This is a genomic window from Halomonas garicola, assembly GCF_055382465.1.
This window is the reverse complement of sequence record NZ_AP043931.1, coordinates 2,656,384-2,669,882: the sequence shown is the minus strand read 5'-3', so window position 1 is coordinate 2,669,882 and position 13,499 is coordinate 2,656,384. Positions and strand designations below refer to the sequence as shown.

Annotated in this window: 10 protein-coding genes; 3 read left to right on the top strand and 7 right to left on the bottom strand. The window is 63.7% G+C overall.

The features are described from left to right. Positions 1-281: 281 nt before the first annotated feature. Positions 282-1,808 carry a Na+/H+ antiporter NhaC family protein gene (locus ACZ46Y_RS12825; RefSeq protein ID WP_311955578.1) on the bottom strand — a complete coding sequence of 509 codons (1,527 nt, stop codon included), beginning with the start codon at positions 1,806-1,808 and terminating at the stop codon, positions 282-284. Between the two features lie 296 nt (positions 1,809-2,104). On the opposite strand from ACZ46Y_RS12825, the gene ACZ46Y_RS12820 reads away from it, so the two are divergent. Next, positions 2,105-2,575: a flavodoxin family protein gene (locus tag ACZ46Y_RS12820; protein ID WP_311955575.1), complete on the top strand. Its 471-nt coding sequence runs from the start codon at positions 2,105-2,107 to the stop codon at positions 2,573-2,575. 159 nt (positions 2,576-2,734) lie between these two features. Beyond that, positions 2,735-3,991 carry an ISL3 family transposase gene (locus ACZ46Y_RS12815; protein WP_464380047.1) on the top strand — a complete coding sequence of 419 codons (1,257 nt, stop codon included), beginning with the start codon at positions 2,735-2,737 and terminating at the stop codon, positions 3,989-3,991. A 105-nt stretch (positions 3,992-4,096) separates the two neighbouring features. Here the strand turns inward: ACZ46Y_RS12815 and ACZ46Y_RS12810 are convergent, their stop codons facing one another. The 6 genes from ACZ46Y_RS12810 to clrA form a co-directional block, all read right to left on the bottom strand. Further along, the gene (locus ACZ46Y_RS12810; RefSeq protein WP_311957382.1) at positions 4,097-5,998 is read right to left on the bottom strand and encodes a WD40/YVTN/BNR-like repeat-containing protein; all 1,902 of its coding nucleotides are present in this window, start codon (positions 5,996-5,998) and stop codon (positions 4,097-4,099) included. Between the two features lie 28 nt (positions 5,999-6,026). Beyond that, positions 6,027-7,103 carry a P-loop NTPase gene (locus tag ACZ46Y_RS12805; RefSeq protein ID WP_311957384.1) on the bottom strand — a complete coding sequence of 359 codons (1,077 nt, stop codon included), beginning with the start codon at positions 7,101-7,103 and terminating at the stop codon, positions 6,027-6,029. 13 nt (positions 7,104-7,116) lie between these two features. Continuing rightward, positions 7,117-7,929 carry an ethylbenzene dehydrogenase-related protein gene (locus ACZ46Y_RS12800; RefSeq protein ID WP_311957386.1) on the bottom strand — a complete coding sequence of 271 codons (813 nt, stop codon included), beginning with the start codon at positions 7,927-7,929 and terminating at the stop codon, positions 7,117-7,119. A gap of 68 nt (positions 7,930-7,997) precedes the next feature. Next, positions 7,998-8,738, bottom strand: coding sequence for a molecular chaperone TorD family protein (locus tag ACZ46Y_RS12795; protein WP_311957388.1), 741 nt, complete (start codon positions 8,736-8,738; stop codon positions 7,998-8,000). Positions 8,739-8,750: 12 nt separating this feature from the next. Beyond that, positions 8,751-9,731, bottom strand: a complete 981-nt coding sequence (gene clrB / locus ACZ46Y_RS12790; RefSeq protein ID WP_311957390.1) for a chlorate reductase subunit beta — start codon at positions 9,729-9,731, stop codon at positions 8,751-8,753. 12 nt (positions 9,732-9,743) lie between these two features. After that, positions 9,744-12,515, bottom strand: a complete 2,772-nt coding sequence (clrA, locus tag ACZ46Y_RS12785) for a chlorate reductase subunit alpha (protein WP_311957391.1) — start codon at positions 12,513-12,515, stop codon at positions 9,744-9,746. Between the two features lie 300 nt (positions 12,516-12,815). Between clrA and ACZ46Y_RS12780 the strand changes: the two genes are divergently transcribed. Continuing rightward, positions 12,816-13,175 (top strand): c-type cytochrome, encoded by a 360-nt coding sequence (locus ACZ46Y_RS12780; protein WP_311957392.1) that lies wholly within the window; start codon positions 12,816-12,818, stop codon positions 13,173-13,175. Positions 13,176-13,499: the final 324 nt, after the last annotated feature.

The window sequence follows — 13,499 nt, the reverse complement described above, 5'->3', positions numbered from 1 at the left end:
AAAAAAGAGCGCTTTTTATTTTTGACGTTTTAACCACCTCGGCAAGTTTTATTCGTTATTATAAAGGTGCTTTTAAAATACGCCTTATTAAGGGTAAAAGAAGTATATAGTTTGCATTTTACTATGGCTGTCGTTCTTTTAAGGCGGCGCCTATCAATGCTCGCCTAGTTAGCGGTTACCAATAAAAAAGCAGCTCCCAAAGGAGCTGCCGTTTATCCATCAAACCAGCCATCAAAGAGGCCGGGAGGCTTTATCAGGCAAGCCTTGACGGGGTCGCCGGGTCATGACGTTTCCGGCGTTTTCCGGGAAGCCAGAAACTTGATCAGCAGGCCCTGGATCACCACCCCGATCAGCAGTAGCAGGTAGGGCGACGCGACGACGATAGAGCCCACATAAAGCAGGGCGCTTACCGCCGCCGGGACCGCAGCATAGGGGATCTGCGTGCGCACGTGGGCCACGTGGTCTGAGCCGGAGAAAATGGACGCCATCACCGTGGTGTCGGAAATGGGCGAGCAGTGATCGCCAAAGATGGAACCCGAGAAGATGGCCCCAATAGCCATGCTGACCAGCGTCATGTCGCCGATGTTGAAGGCTAGAGGGACGCCGATGGGGGTCAGAATCGCCATGGCGCCCCAGGAGCTGCCGGTGGAAAAGGAAATGACCATGGCGATGAGAAATATCAGCAGCGGAAGCAGGTTGGGTGACAGCCACTCGCGGGTCGCCTCGATGACGTAGTCCCCGGTTTCCAGGGCGTCGGTGACCGTGCCGATTGACCAGGCCAGCACCATGATCACCAGGGCGGGAAGCATCGTTCTGAAGCCCGCCAGCAGAGTTTTCTCGCAGTCTTCCATGGTCTGCTTCTGCAGCAGGGCCATTGCCATGCCTACCGCGACCATGGCGAAGGCCGCCCAGCTTAGCGCGACGCTGACGTCGGTATCGGCAATGGCGTCCATCAGCGGCTTGCCTTCGGCGCCGCCGCCGGTATACCAGAGCGCCCAGCAGCCGAAACCGATCAGCACGATCAGCGGAACGATGAAGTTCCACACGCTGCCGCGTCCTTCGGGGACCTCGCCCAGGTCTTCTTCCACGCTGGAAAGGGGCGTATCGCCGGGCGCAATCAGTTCGCCCTTTTCCGACGCCCGCCGCTCTGCCTTGCGCATGGAAGCAAAGTCGCCCATCAGGATGATCATGGGAACGGAGATCAGGCACAGCAGGGAATAGAAGTTCCAGGGGATTGACTGCAAAAATACCCAGTAGGGCTTTTCGTCGGTTAGGCTAATGACGGCAAAGGCGCCGGCAATCAGGGAGACCTGGTAGCCGATCCAGTCCGAAACGGGGCCGATGGTCGCCATGGGCGCCGAGGTGGCGTCCATGACCCAGGCGAGCTTTTCACGGGAGACGTTCTGCTTGGCGGTCAGCTCGCGCGACGCGTTGCCGACGATGACCGAGTTGACGTAGTCGTTGAAGAAGATAAGCACGCCGAGCGCCCAGGTGAGCAGCAGGGAGCCCCGGGAGGTGGATATTTTTCCGGATAGCCACTGGGCCAGCGCCTGGGAGCCGCCGGTGCGATGCATGAAAGCGGCCCCGGCGCCGAGCAGAGAGACGAGCACCAGAAACCGGGCGTTCCACTCGTCGGTCATGACCGCGGCAAACCAGTCGAACGTCTGGGCAATACCGGCAATCGGGTTGCCGGTGAATATCCAGCCGCCTATCCAGATACTCACGAACAGCGAGATGTTGACCCGCCGGGTCGCAAGGGCAAGCGCTACCGCAAAAAGCGGGGGCAATAGCGAGATGAAAGCGTCCAAGGCCGGTCTCCTGCACGTTGTTTTTCTGCTGTCTGTCTACTGATCGTAGTCGCCCCCGGCGGGATGAACAATTCGCTTGCGTTCTACTTTAGTGGCCGTAGTGGTAATGGTAGTGGCAGTGGCCATAGCGGTTATGGTGGCTGCTGGCTGGGGGAGGGTGACGGTATCCGGCGTGGGGTGATGGCCGCTCAAGAAAGTGCCGGGTCTGGTACCGTGAAGAGGCCGGGGGATGCTATAAGGCCCGCGGCGGTTCGCACTCGGAATGGCATTCGTCCTCACACAATTCGGAGGCCCCCATGCCGGAAAGCAAAACGCTTCTGATTATTGCGCACGCGCCCTCTCCCAATACGCAGAAGCTGTCCCGCGCCGTTGCCAGCGGCGCGTCGGATGCCGACATCGACAACGTCGCCGTGCGGTCGCTGGCACCGCTTGATACCCAGCCCGACGATATCAACAGCGCCGACGCCGTTATTCTGGGTACCACGGAAAATCTTGGCTATATGGCCGGCTTAATGAAGGACGTCTTTGATCGCTGCTATTACCCGTGCCTGGAAAAAAACCAGGGGATGCCGTTCGCGTTTTATGTTCGGGCCGGCCACGATGGCACCGGTACGAAGCGAGCGATTGAAAGTATTACCCAGGGGATGAGCTGGAAGCTGGTGCAGGACCCGCTGATTTGCCGAGGAGAGTTTCAGGAAGCGTTTGTCGAACAGTGTGAAGAGTTGGGGCTATTGATGGCGGCGAGTTTAGACGCCGGCATTATCTGACGAGCCCTTAAGTGCTCATACTAAGTCATCATATAAAGCACTCATATAAAAAAGCAGCCCCACGAGGGGCTGCCGTTTATCGGCTCTTCGACGTCGGGTGTGGAATTCACCCCCTGAGCTAGGCCAGGATATGACCTCCACGATGACAGGAGGTAGGACATGAACGGCACTCAGATTCTAACCCTTGGCCTGGGTCTTGAAGCGCCCTGGATTCTCAAGGACCAGCACCTGGATACTACCGTGTCACCTCACCGGCTGGAGCTTCATGTTGAAGCCGAACGAGGTAGCCTCTACCCCTGCCCGGAGTGCGGTAAGGCCTGCCCGGCCCACGACTTTGCCGACAAGACCTGGCGCCACCTGAACTTCTTCCAGCATCACTGTTACCTGCACGCCCGCGTGCCTCGCACCCAGTGCCCCGAGCATGGCGTCAAGCGCATCGAGGTGCCCTGGGCGCGGCCGGGCAGCGACTTCACCCTGCTGTTCGAGCAGGCCGCCATGGCCCTGGTCCGGGAGATGCCGGTGCTGGCCGCTGCCCGCCTGATCGAGATCACCGACAAGCGCCTGTGGCGCATCGTGCATCACTATGTCGGCCGCATGCTCGAGCAACTCGATTTATCCGCGGTCAAGGCCGTGGGCCTGGATGAAACCGCGGCCAAGCGCGGCCACCGCTACGTCACCGTGTTCCTCGACATGCAGCGCAAGACCGAGCCGGTGCTCTTCGCCGTGCCAGGCCGGGGCAAGGCCACGATCGAGGCCTTCAGCGACTTCCTGGCCGCGCATCAGGGCGCTCCCGGCAAGGTGCTGGAGGTGGTCTGCGACATGTCGCCGGCCTTCCTCAAGGGCGTGGAAGAGCAGTTACCCCACGCCGAGGTCACCGTCGACTGGTTTCATATCGTGCAGACCTTCACGCGGGCGCTGGATGAGGTCAGAAAGCGTGAGCGGCGCGAACAGCCCCACCCCAAGCACCTGCGCTGGGCCATCCTGCGCAACGCGGAATCCGACAACCTGACGTCCCACCAGATCGCCGCGTTGCAGGAATTGCTGGCCGACGAAAGCGCCACGGCCGACGCCTGGCTCATCAAGGAGAAGCTGCGCTGGATTCAGCAGGCGCCCACGCCTCGCGGGGCCCGCTGGCGGATCACCCACTTCCTCAATTTCGCCCGGGAGGCGATCGCAGACAAGGCCTTGCTGGCCCCGGTCAGGAAGGCACTGAACACCCTGGAACGGCATGCCGAGCGAGTCATCCGGCGCTGGACGTCGTCCCTGACCAACGCACGACTGGAAGGGATGAACAGTCTGTTTCAGGCCGCCCGCTCACGTGCTCGCGGGTACCGCAACGAAAGCACCTTCATCACCATGATCTACCTGATTGGCAGCCCGGTCGGGAGCATGCTGGATCAGGCCCAATCCACATGAAACGTCGAAGAGCCCGTTTATCTATGCGGTTTATCTATGCTGTTTATCTATGCCGTATTACCTACGCCGCATTACCTATGCCGTAAAAAGCGGCGCGTCGGGCGGTTAGCGCCGGCGCAGAATGGTGCCCTGGTCACCTACGGCGTAGGCGGTGCCGCCCCGGGTGGCGATGACCGAGCGCAGGCCGAGCTCGGTGCCGGTGGGTTCGCTTTGCCACTGGCCGCCTTCCAGGCGCAGGGCGCAGCCGTGGGTGCCCACGGCGTAGACGCCGGCGGCGGCGGAGCCTGAGATCGACAGCAGGTCGTCGCGCACGCGGATGGGCAGCAGGTTCCAGCGCTGGCCGTTGAAGTGGGCCAGGGTGCCGGAGAGCCCCACGGTGTAGATGTTGTCCAGGGCGTCGCCCCAGACGCCGTAGAGGAAGTTTTCGGTGCCGGCGGCAAAGTCGGTCCAGTCGCGGCCGTTGTAGCGCAGCACCAGGCCGAAGTCGCCCACGGCGAGCAGGTGTTCGTCGTCCATGCCCCAGAGATGGTAAAGCGCCGAGGCGGTGCCGCTGGGCAGCCGCTTCCAGCCCAGGCCGTCGAAGTGCAGCACCAGGCCTTCGTCGCCCACGGCGTAGATCGAGTCCGGGCGGGTGCCCCACATCGAGAGGATGGTGATGTCCAGGTGCAGGTCGAAGTGCAGCTGCCATTCGCGGCCGTCGAAGCGGAAAATGCGCCCGAGCTGGCCGGCGGCGTAGAGCCCGCCACGGCCTGCGTCCCACACGCAGTGCAGGTTGAGGTCGGTGGGCGCGGGGAGCTGCTCCCACTGCGCATCCTCGCCGGCCAGGCGCAGCACCGTGCCCGCTTCGCCGCAGGCGTAGCACACGCCCTGGGGCGTTTCCCAGAGGTTCCACAGCTGGCGGTCGGTGGGCGAGTCCATGGCCTCCCAGCGGCGCTTCTGGGCGGTGGCGCTCACCGCCGGGGCAAGGGCGTCGATGAAGTCCGGCGCGGCGGTCATGATGGTGCCGAAGTCGCCGACGACCAGCGCCTCGCCGGTGGAGAGCGGCACGATATCCATGAGGTCGTGCTGGCAGTTGCTCTCCAGCTGGTACAGCCGCGGCTTGCGGGTAGCGGAGCGAGCCTTGGAGAGATAGTCGCGCAGATAGAACAGATAGCCACGGTCGCCGACGATCAGCACGCCGTCCTTGTACGGGCGTAGCGAACGCAGGCGGGGCATGGGGGTGTCGACGTCGATGGCCTCGAAGCGGCCGTTGGCGTAGCTCACCAGCTCGCCGCGAAAGCCGCCCTGATCGACGAAGTAGCGTCCGCCGCCGAGCAGCAGGGTATCGTCATCGACGACCAGCAGGGCCTGAAAGCCCGAGCTCAGCGGGCAGTCCAGCGCTTCCCAGTCGCCGTCGGGGTGCCGACGGATGACGGTGCCTTCGCCGCCGGCGGCGTAGACGCTGCCGCTCGGCGTGCAGGCGACGGCGCGCAGGTTGATGTAGGTGGGGCTTTTTTCCCGCTGCCAGGCGTGGCCGTCGTAGTGCAGGATCATGCCGTCGTCGCCTACCGCCCAGGCGTGGCCGGAGGCGTTGCCGTCGATGGCAAAAAGCGGCGTGTTTTCCGCGCAGGCGGTAAAGCTCTGGCTATCGTCGTCGATGACGCCGCCGTGCTGCTGCGTCCAGCGGGAGCCGTCGAAGTGCAGGATGCAGCCCATCCAGCCGACGGCGAAGAGGTTGTCCCGGGATGGCCCCCAGATGCCGTGCAGCGGCAGGTTGCCGGGGGTTTCCATGGGCTTCCACAGCCGGCTGTGCGCGTCGGCGTGGCCGTCAAAGTGCAGCACCATGGCTTCGTCGCCGACCACGAACACTTCGCCATCGCCGGCCCAGCCGGACCACAGCACGTCGCCGTCGCCGGCGCCGACTTCGGGCGCGCGGTGCCAGGCCGCGCGCTGGGGAGCGTTGGGGTTGGCGCCGTCGAGCAGCTGGCGAAAGAAGCGGCGGCGATCCGGGTTGGCTGTCTGGGTCATGAAAGCGTCCTGGCAAAAAGCAAAGGGGTTACTGCCGCAGCAGGTCGGCGAGCTGGCCACGCAGTTCGTCCTGCTGGTCCTGGGGCAGAGCAGCAAGGGCCGCGTCGAAATCGCTGCCGGCGCCGTCCTCCAGGGTGTTAAGCGAGGCCACGGCGGCATCGGCGAACATCGCCCGGGCGTGTTCGACGCAGGCGTCGATCACCGGAGCAAACGCTTTGGCCTCGGGGCCTTCCGGGGCGTCGATGACGATCGGCCGGCCGCTGTCGGAGCCGCTGGCGAGCGCCGGCGACAGCGGAATCTGCGCCAGCGACTCGATCTCGTGCTCGGCCAGCGCCTCGGCCAGGTGGGCCCGGGGGAAGAGGTGGAACTCGCCGCTGCAGTGCGGGCAGGTGATGCCGGACATGTTCTCTACCGCGCCGAGCAGGGGCATGCTGCGATCCTGGCAGAAGCGTACCGCCTTGAGGCTGTCCATCAGCGCGACTTCCTGGGGCGTGGTGGCGAGCAGGGCGGCGACGTCTTGGCCTTCGAGCATGTCGGAAAGGGTAATCAGCTCGTTGCCGGTGCCCGGGGGCATGTCGACGACGAGAAAGTCCAGCGGCCCCCAGTCGAAGGAGCCGATCAGGTGGTGCATGAAGTCGTGCTTGTAGGCATCGCGCCAGACGATGGGGGTGTCGTCGGTTTCCATCATGAACGCCAGCGAGCCGACCTTGACCGGATGCTCGATGCCCTCGGCGTGAAACGCCTGGGTGGAAAGTCCTTCCTTGTCCAGGCGGATGCGTTCGCCGGCAAAGCCGAAAAAGCGGCTCTGGTTGGGGCCGTGGATGTCGGCATCGGCGACGCCAACGCGGTAGCCCCGGGCGGCGAGCCCGGCGGCGACGTTGGCCGAGACGGTGCTCTTGCCCACGCCGCCCTTGTTGGCCATGACCAGCAGGATCTGGCCGACCTGGCTCAGCCGCGACTCGATCAGGCGCTTTTCGTGCTGGGGCTTGTCGAGGCTGCAGGTGCTCTCGTGGGGGCAAAACTGGCAGGAATGGCCGCGGCCGCAGTCGGCCGGCGCCAGCGCCAGGGGGTCACGCTCATCGGGCGAGAAATGGGAAACCGACATCGTCGTTACCTCTTTAACCTTCTGTTGATATCTCGGCGTCGTCGCCAACACCGGTATCCAGCATGATCCAGGTGTGGGTCACGCGCTTGTTGCCGTCGCGCTCGTTATCGCTGCCCTGCCACAGGGCGAAGCCCATGGGCACGGTGTCGCGATCAAAGTCGACGCTGTGCTCGTCGTCTTTTGCGTCGAGGGGGCGCGACATTACCACATGCCACTCGCTGTGGGCGCTGTTCTCATCGGTGATATAGGCGCTGGCCCCTTCCACGTTCTGCTTGGGCAGGGTGGTGGTGCTGCCGTAGCCGCCGGCGGCGAGGTTGTCGATCTGCTCTTCGTGGTCGGCGCGCCAGTACCAGATGTTGACGGGGTTATCCGGCCCGGAGCCCATCATGTAGGAGGTATCGGTGCCGTTGATGGCGTACTGTACCGCCACGCCGTCGCGGAAGTCGTCCACGGTGGTGCGATCGTTCTGGGTCGCGTCCTTCCAGCGCAGGCGGAGATAAAAGCGCTCGTCGGTGCGGGCGACCTGGAAATACAGCTGCTTGCCGGCCTCGATTTCGTCGGCGAAGCGCAGCTTGACCGACTGGTGCACCGGCGGGGCGGGCAGCAGGGCGGTGCGATAGGTGGGCAGGCGGTCCCAGATCAGGTCGTCAGGGTCGTCCTGGGTGCGCAGGTAGATATTGCCCGGCACCGTTGCCACCTTGACGGTGTCGCCGGGTTTGACTTCGGTGATGTTGGGGTCGCGCTCGTCGTGGTCCGCCAGGGCCTCGGTGGCGGCAACGGTCAATGCCAGCGCGGCCGTGCCCAATAACAAGTGACGCAGTTTCATGGCATGTTCCTCAACGGTGTAGGGGTGCCGGGCGGAAGCCGCCCGGGACGTGGGCTGAGCGGCGGCACTCAGTCCCACATGGCCTGGTTGGCAGCGCCTGCCGCCGCCTTGCTGCCCGGGCGCGGGCAGGGGCCTGCCTGGGCCTCGAGCGCGGCGCGCTGGCGGTTGGCCCAGTCGGGCAGAGCCTTGACCAGGTGGGCCAGGGTGGCATCCAGCCCGTGGTCGGCGGCGTCGGCGTAGGCGGCCTTGACCGCATGCAGCAGCGGGGCCAGGTGGCGGGCGATAAAGTCGCGCCGGGCGCGGCGATAGGGCGAGACGTCGCCGCCGTCGGCCTGGGCCCGGGCCTCTAGATGGCAGAGCAGCGTGCAGAATTCGAGCATGGTGACCAGGTGGTCGGGCTCGTCGGCGTGCCCCTCGTCGCCCTGGGCGGCCTGGAGGTCGAAGTGACGATAAAAGGCCTGGACGTTGAGCATGTAGCTGCCGGGGGTCTCCCCGGCGAGCAGCGCTTCGTAGGCGTTGGCGACCAGCGGCACCCGGGGCTTGCCGCGGCGGCCGTGGATAAAGGTCGCCATGTAGCCGACTTCCAGCGCGTCAAGGTTGGCGCTTGCGGGGAGCGTCGGCCAGGTGTCCCCGGTGAGCGTTTGCCAGGCCGGGGCCAGGGCGGCGTGCAGGCGGCCGTCTTCCAGCGCCTGCTGGGTTTCGGCCAGCGGGTAGCTCAGCAGTACCGCGGCGAGGCGGTAAAGCGACGCCTCGGCGGCCAGGTGCGCGGCCTCGGATGAGGCCGCGGGAGCGACGGTTGATTCGGTCATGGCGCCTCTCCCTCAGCTCAGCTTGAACATTTCGGCGTGCTTGAAGCCGATCAGGGTATCCATCAGTTCGCTTTCCTTGCCGTCGGCCTTGGCTTGACGCTCTTCTGCCAGGGTATCCAGCACTTCGCCTACCCGGGGGCCGAACAGGGTTTCCAGGTAGTCGAGCGGGATGCGCGACTCGTCCAGCTCCTCGCCGTCGGGGCCGATCTTGGGCGGCGAGGTCGGCGGCACGTAGAAGACGTTGGGCTGGGTGCCCCATTCGGCGTGCAGCGGCAGCGCGACCTTGTGCTTGTCCACCAGCATGTGGATGGGGCCGTCCTCGTCGTCGCGGTAGCCGATCCAGCGGATCCGGCCGACGCACTGCTGGGCGCAGGCGGTGGGCAGACCCTTCTCGATGCGCGGATAGCAGAAGATGCACTTTTCCGACTTGGAGATCTGCTCGTTGAAGTAGATCTTCTTGTAGGGGCAGGCGTTGACGCAGTAGCGATAGCCCCGGCAGCGCTCCTGGTCGACCAGCACGATACCGTCTTCCTGACGCTTGTAGATGGCGTTGCGCGAACAGGCCGCCAGGCAGGCCGGGTTGGCGCAGTGGTTGCACAGCCTGGGCAGGTAGAAGTAGTAGCTGTTGGGGTAGTCGCCTTCGCCCTCGTCTTCGTCCCAGTTCGCCCCCCAGGTGGGTTTGACGTTGGGCCGCAGCCAGGGGTCGGTGCCGGTCATCAGCGCCTCGGAGTAGTTGTACTCCCAGGGGATGCCGTAGTCTTCCTGGCTGGGCTGGCGGCCCAGGCGCAGAGCGCCGTCTTCGTCAAAGCCGCCGCCCATGTTCTGGTAGTCGCGGGGGTAGCCAAGCCCGGGCTGGGTTTCCACGTTGTTCCAGTACATGGCCTCGCGGCCGTTGCGGTTGGTCCACATCAGCTTGCAGGCGGCGGTACAGGTCTGGCAGCCGATGCATTTGTTCAAATCCAGCACCATGCTGAGTTGGCGTTTGACAGCCATGGGTATCTCCTCTTAAACGGCGTGCGGCTCGGCGATGTCTTCGGCTTTGGCCAGCTCAATGTCGTAGCAGCTTTCGTGGATATGCTGGTTGGCGTTCCACATGGCGTAGATGAACTTCAGGTGCCCCCAGCCGCCGACCAGTTCCAGCGGCTGCAGAAAGACGGCGTTGGACATGTTCATGTTCTTGCGCCGGATGTACTGATGCGGCTCCCAGCCGTGCTCCATCATGATCGAGTCCACGGGGATGCTGGGGTAGAACTTGGCCTGGGCGAAGAATTCGCCGACGCCGTTGAACATCCGCACGCGGTCGCCGTCCTTGATGCCGCGCTCATCGGCGAGCTGCGGGTTGATGTAGATGTTGGGCTCGCCGCGCTGCAGACGCAGCAGGTATTTGTTGCTGCGCCAGTTGGAGTGAATGCCCCAGCGCGCGTGGGGCGAGTAGAAGTGCAGCGGATAGTTCGACGCTTCCGGGCCGGCGTAAAGGCGCGCGGTGGGCACGGTGGACTTAAGCTGCTCGAAGCGCGGGTGGTCGCAGTAGAAGGTAATCCGCCCAGTCAGGGTGTCGTAGGGCTTCTTGCCGTCGGTCTGCGCGGTGAAGGGGTTGTACGGCTCGTCGGGCTTGAGCGGCTGATTGCTGCCGGCGTGCTCGTTCATCACGATAAAGCCCCGCTCGGCGGCTTCTTCCAGGCTCACGCCGCCGAATTCCGGCGAATCCTCGACGATGTGCTTGAGCACGTCGTGATCGGTATTGAGCGTGCCCTGCCGGGTAAAGTCGTCGTGAATGGTGTGCAGGTCCCGGGTGACGTCGCCGTCCTCGATGGGGCCGATGTCCCGAGCAAGGGCACGCTCCTGAATTTTCTTGGTCAAAAGCGCCATGATGTCCCAGTCCGGCTTGGACTCGCCTACCGGCGGCACCGACTGAGTAAAGATGTTGGCAAAGCGGTGGTAGCCCTGGGTGCGGATATCCCAGGCTTCGTAGTGGCTGGCCGCGGGCAGGATGTAGTCGGCCCACTCGGCGGTGGAGTCCATGCGCACGTTGATGTTGACGTAAAGCTCGCTTGCCTGGCGCAGGTGCTCTTCGCGGTAGGTTTCCGACATCTTGTTGCGGCGGAAAGTGTTGTCGGCGATGGAAATCATGCCCTTGATTTCGCCGTAGTAGGGCATCCATTCCTTGTCGATGGACTCCTGCATCATGTCTTCCATCTCGTCGAGATCGAAGCCCACGCGCTCCTTGAGCTTGGCGTTGTCAAAGTGCTGGCGCGCGCCTTCCATCATGCCGCCGCGCAGAAACTCGCCCAGACCACCGGGTTCCAGGCGGGCGGATTTCTTGCCTTCAAAGCCGGCAAGCTCGGTCCAGCGCGGGTGGTGCCAGGAGACCCAGGAGGTATCCAGCCCGCCGGTGCGGCCGCCGTGGCCGGTCAGCGCCAGCGTCAACGCGTAGCCCCAACAGGTGTAGAGGCAGTTGGAGTAGCTGGAGGTAATGTAGCCCAGCATGATGATGGCCTTGTTGGCCGCGGCGATGTGGCGGGCTTCCTGGCGCACCATGCCCGGGTGAATGTTGGTGGTGGCCTGGGTCTCTTCCGGGGTGTACTTGGCAGCCTCGCGCTTGACCTGCTCGAACACCGGGGTCACGGCAATGCCTTCGAACTCGAATTCGCCCTCGATGGCCGGGTCCACGTCGCCAAGCTTCAGGGTCTTGTCGTCGTCGCCCATGGAGCCCTTGGCCTTGACGCCCTGGCCGCTGTTCAGGTCCCAGTGGTAGAACACCTCATCAGAGCCGCCGTCGACCAGGTCGGCCTCGCGCAAGAGTTTGCCGTTGTCCACGCGCACCAGCATCGGCAGGTCGGTCTGCTCCTTCATGAAGGCCGGCTTGAAGAGCTTTTCTTCGATGATGACGTTGACCAGCGACATCGCCAGGAAGGGGTCGGTGCCCTGCTTGATGGGCATCCACAGGTCGGTATGAATCGAGCTGGGGTTGTAGTCCGGGGCGGTACTGGTGATGCGCGCGCCGTTATATTTGGCCTCCCAGATGTAGTGGGCATCGGGGATGCGGGTGGCGTTGGGGTTGATCATGCCAAGCATGATGTAGTCGGCGTCAAACCAGGCGTCCGAGGTGAAGCTTTCCAGCGGGTTGCCGTAGGCCAGATGCGCGCCGGTCAAAAGGTCGCCGACCACGGTAAAGCCGTCGAGCTGGATACCGCCGACCAGGGCGGCAAAGCGCGCGGGGCCGGACTGGCGGACCATGGTCTGGTTGCCCGAGCCCTGGTGGGTCTTGAGCTTGCCCGGGCCGTACTTTTCGAAGATATCGATGACTTTATCGGCGACTTCTTCGGTGGCCTGATCCCAGGAAATGCGCTGCCACTTGCCCTCGCCGCGTTCGCCGGCGCGCTTGAGCGGATAGCGCAGGCGGTCGGCCTCGTACATGGAGGTGGAGTGGATGGCGCCTTTCTGGCAGCCCCGGGGGTTGGCGTCGGGCACGTTGGGATTGACCTGGGGGTACTTGGCGATCTGCTCCTCGCGGATGACGATGCCGTCCTTCACGTAGACGTTCCACGCGCAGTTGCCCATGCAGTTGATGCAGTGGGCGGCGTGGCCCACGTGGTCCCAGGTCCACTCGTTGCGGTACAGATCTTCCCAGCTGCGGTAGGGATATTCGCTTGCCAGGGTGTCGCCGATCGGCTCCAGGCGGTTGAGCGCCCAGACGTTGCCGCTGAACATGGCGCCGGTGCCGGTCAGTCCCAGGCCTTTCAGGAAGTCACGACGCTTTACCTTCCACATCCCCATGGTTTTCTCCTCGTCTGCTGCTACCGCCAGGGTGCCGGGCTGTCGCCTGATGCCGGCGCTCATCTGACCGGGTGGTCACGCTTGGGTAACAAAATCGTTAATGCGCTTGTTAAGTTGGCCGCAGAATACCACCGCCGCTACCATGCTTGAATAGCGCGACCGGCTTTTCGCGGCGATGGTTGACGTGAGTCAAGCGCTGGAGACCGGCGCCATCATTGCGGCTTGCTGACCGGGCAAAGTCGCTGTTTAATAGCGGGCAAGAGTGGCCTGACCGCCATTGGACTCAGTAGGGAGAGCAATATGAGAATCATGCAGCACGCAGCGCTGACCGCTGCCGTCATGTTGAGCACCGCCGCGCTTTCGGGCGTCGCCGTGGCGGACGGCGACCCGGAGGCAGGAGAAGGCAAGGTCGCCGCCTGTGCGGCCTGCCACGGCCAGACCGGCATGGCATCTGCCGATACCTACCCGAACCTGGCCGGCCAGTCGGCCACCTATCTGAAAAGTGCGCTGACGGCCTACCGTGAAGGCAACCGCGAGGGCGGCATGTCAGCGGTAATGGAGCCCCAGGCAGCGAGCCTGTCGGATGAGGATATCGCCGATATCGCGGCGTACTACAGCGAGCAAACGCCGGACTGCGCAAGCGCCGACGACGAGAGCTGACGAAGCGCCGCTGGCGCGTCATCACAGGCGGCGTATGGCCGCCCTGTCTGTGTGCTGGTCCGCGGTCGGAAGGTCCGCGGATCGGCGTTTTTCGATGCTATTCGATGAAAAAGCTTCGTTTTGACGGAAGTTAAGGCACCTCTATGCCAGGCTTCCCGGCCAAACTGGCGTTACCTCATTTTCTGCCTCCCCTCAGTCAGTATACTTGGTTCAGTACATTTATATCAGTGCATTTAGAAGAGCATTGACGCTGATTTCCTACCTTCACCCTCTTACCCACTTTACTGCAGTCATTCTATAAACTCGTAAAACTGACCCTCATTT

Excerpts from the sequence above, each read along its gene's own strand:
- clrA (WP_311957391.1), bottom strand. The coding sequence starts at position 12,515 with ATGGGGATGTGGAAGGTAAAGCGTCGTGACTTCCTGAAAGGCCTGGGA.
- ACZ46Y_RS12800 (WP_311957386.1), bottom strand. The coding sequence starts at position 7,929 with ATGAAACTGCGTCACTTGTTATTGGGCACGGCCGCGCTGGCATTGACC.
- ACZ46Y_RS12815 (WP_464380047.1), top strand. The coding sequence starts at position 2,735 with ATGAACGGCACTCAGATTCTAACCCTTGGCCTGGGTCTTGAAGCGCCC.
- ACZ46Y_RS12810 (WP_311957382.1), bottom strand. The coding sequence starts at position 5,998 with ATGACCCAGACAGCCAACCCGGATCGCCGCCGCTTCTTTCGCCAGCTG.
- clrB (WP_311957390.1), bottom strand. The coding sequence starts at position 9,731 with ATGGCTGTCAAACGCCAACTCAGCATGGTGCTGGATTTGAACAAATGC.
- ACZ46Y_RS12820 (WP_311955575.1), top strand. The coding sequence starts at position 2,105 with ATGCCGGAAAGCAAAACGCTTCTGATTATTGCGCACGCGCCCTCTCCC.
- ACZ46Y_RS12805 (WP_311957384.1), bottom strand. The coding sequence starts at position 7,103 with ATGTCGGTTTCCCATTTCTCGCCCGATGAGCGTGACCCCCTGGCGCTG.
- ACZ46Y_RS12780 (WP_311957392.1), top strand. The coding sequence starts at position 12,816 with ATGAGAATCATGCAGCACGCAGCGCTGACCGCTGCCGTCATGTTGAGC.
- ACZ46Y_RS12795 (WP_311957388.1), bottom strand. The coding sequence starts at position 8,738 with ATGACCGAATCAACCGTCGCTCCCGCGGCCTCATCCGAGGCCGCGCAC.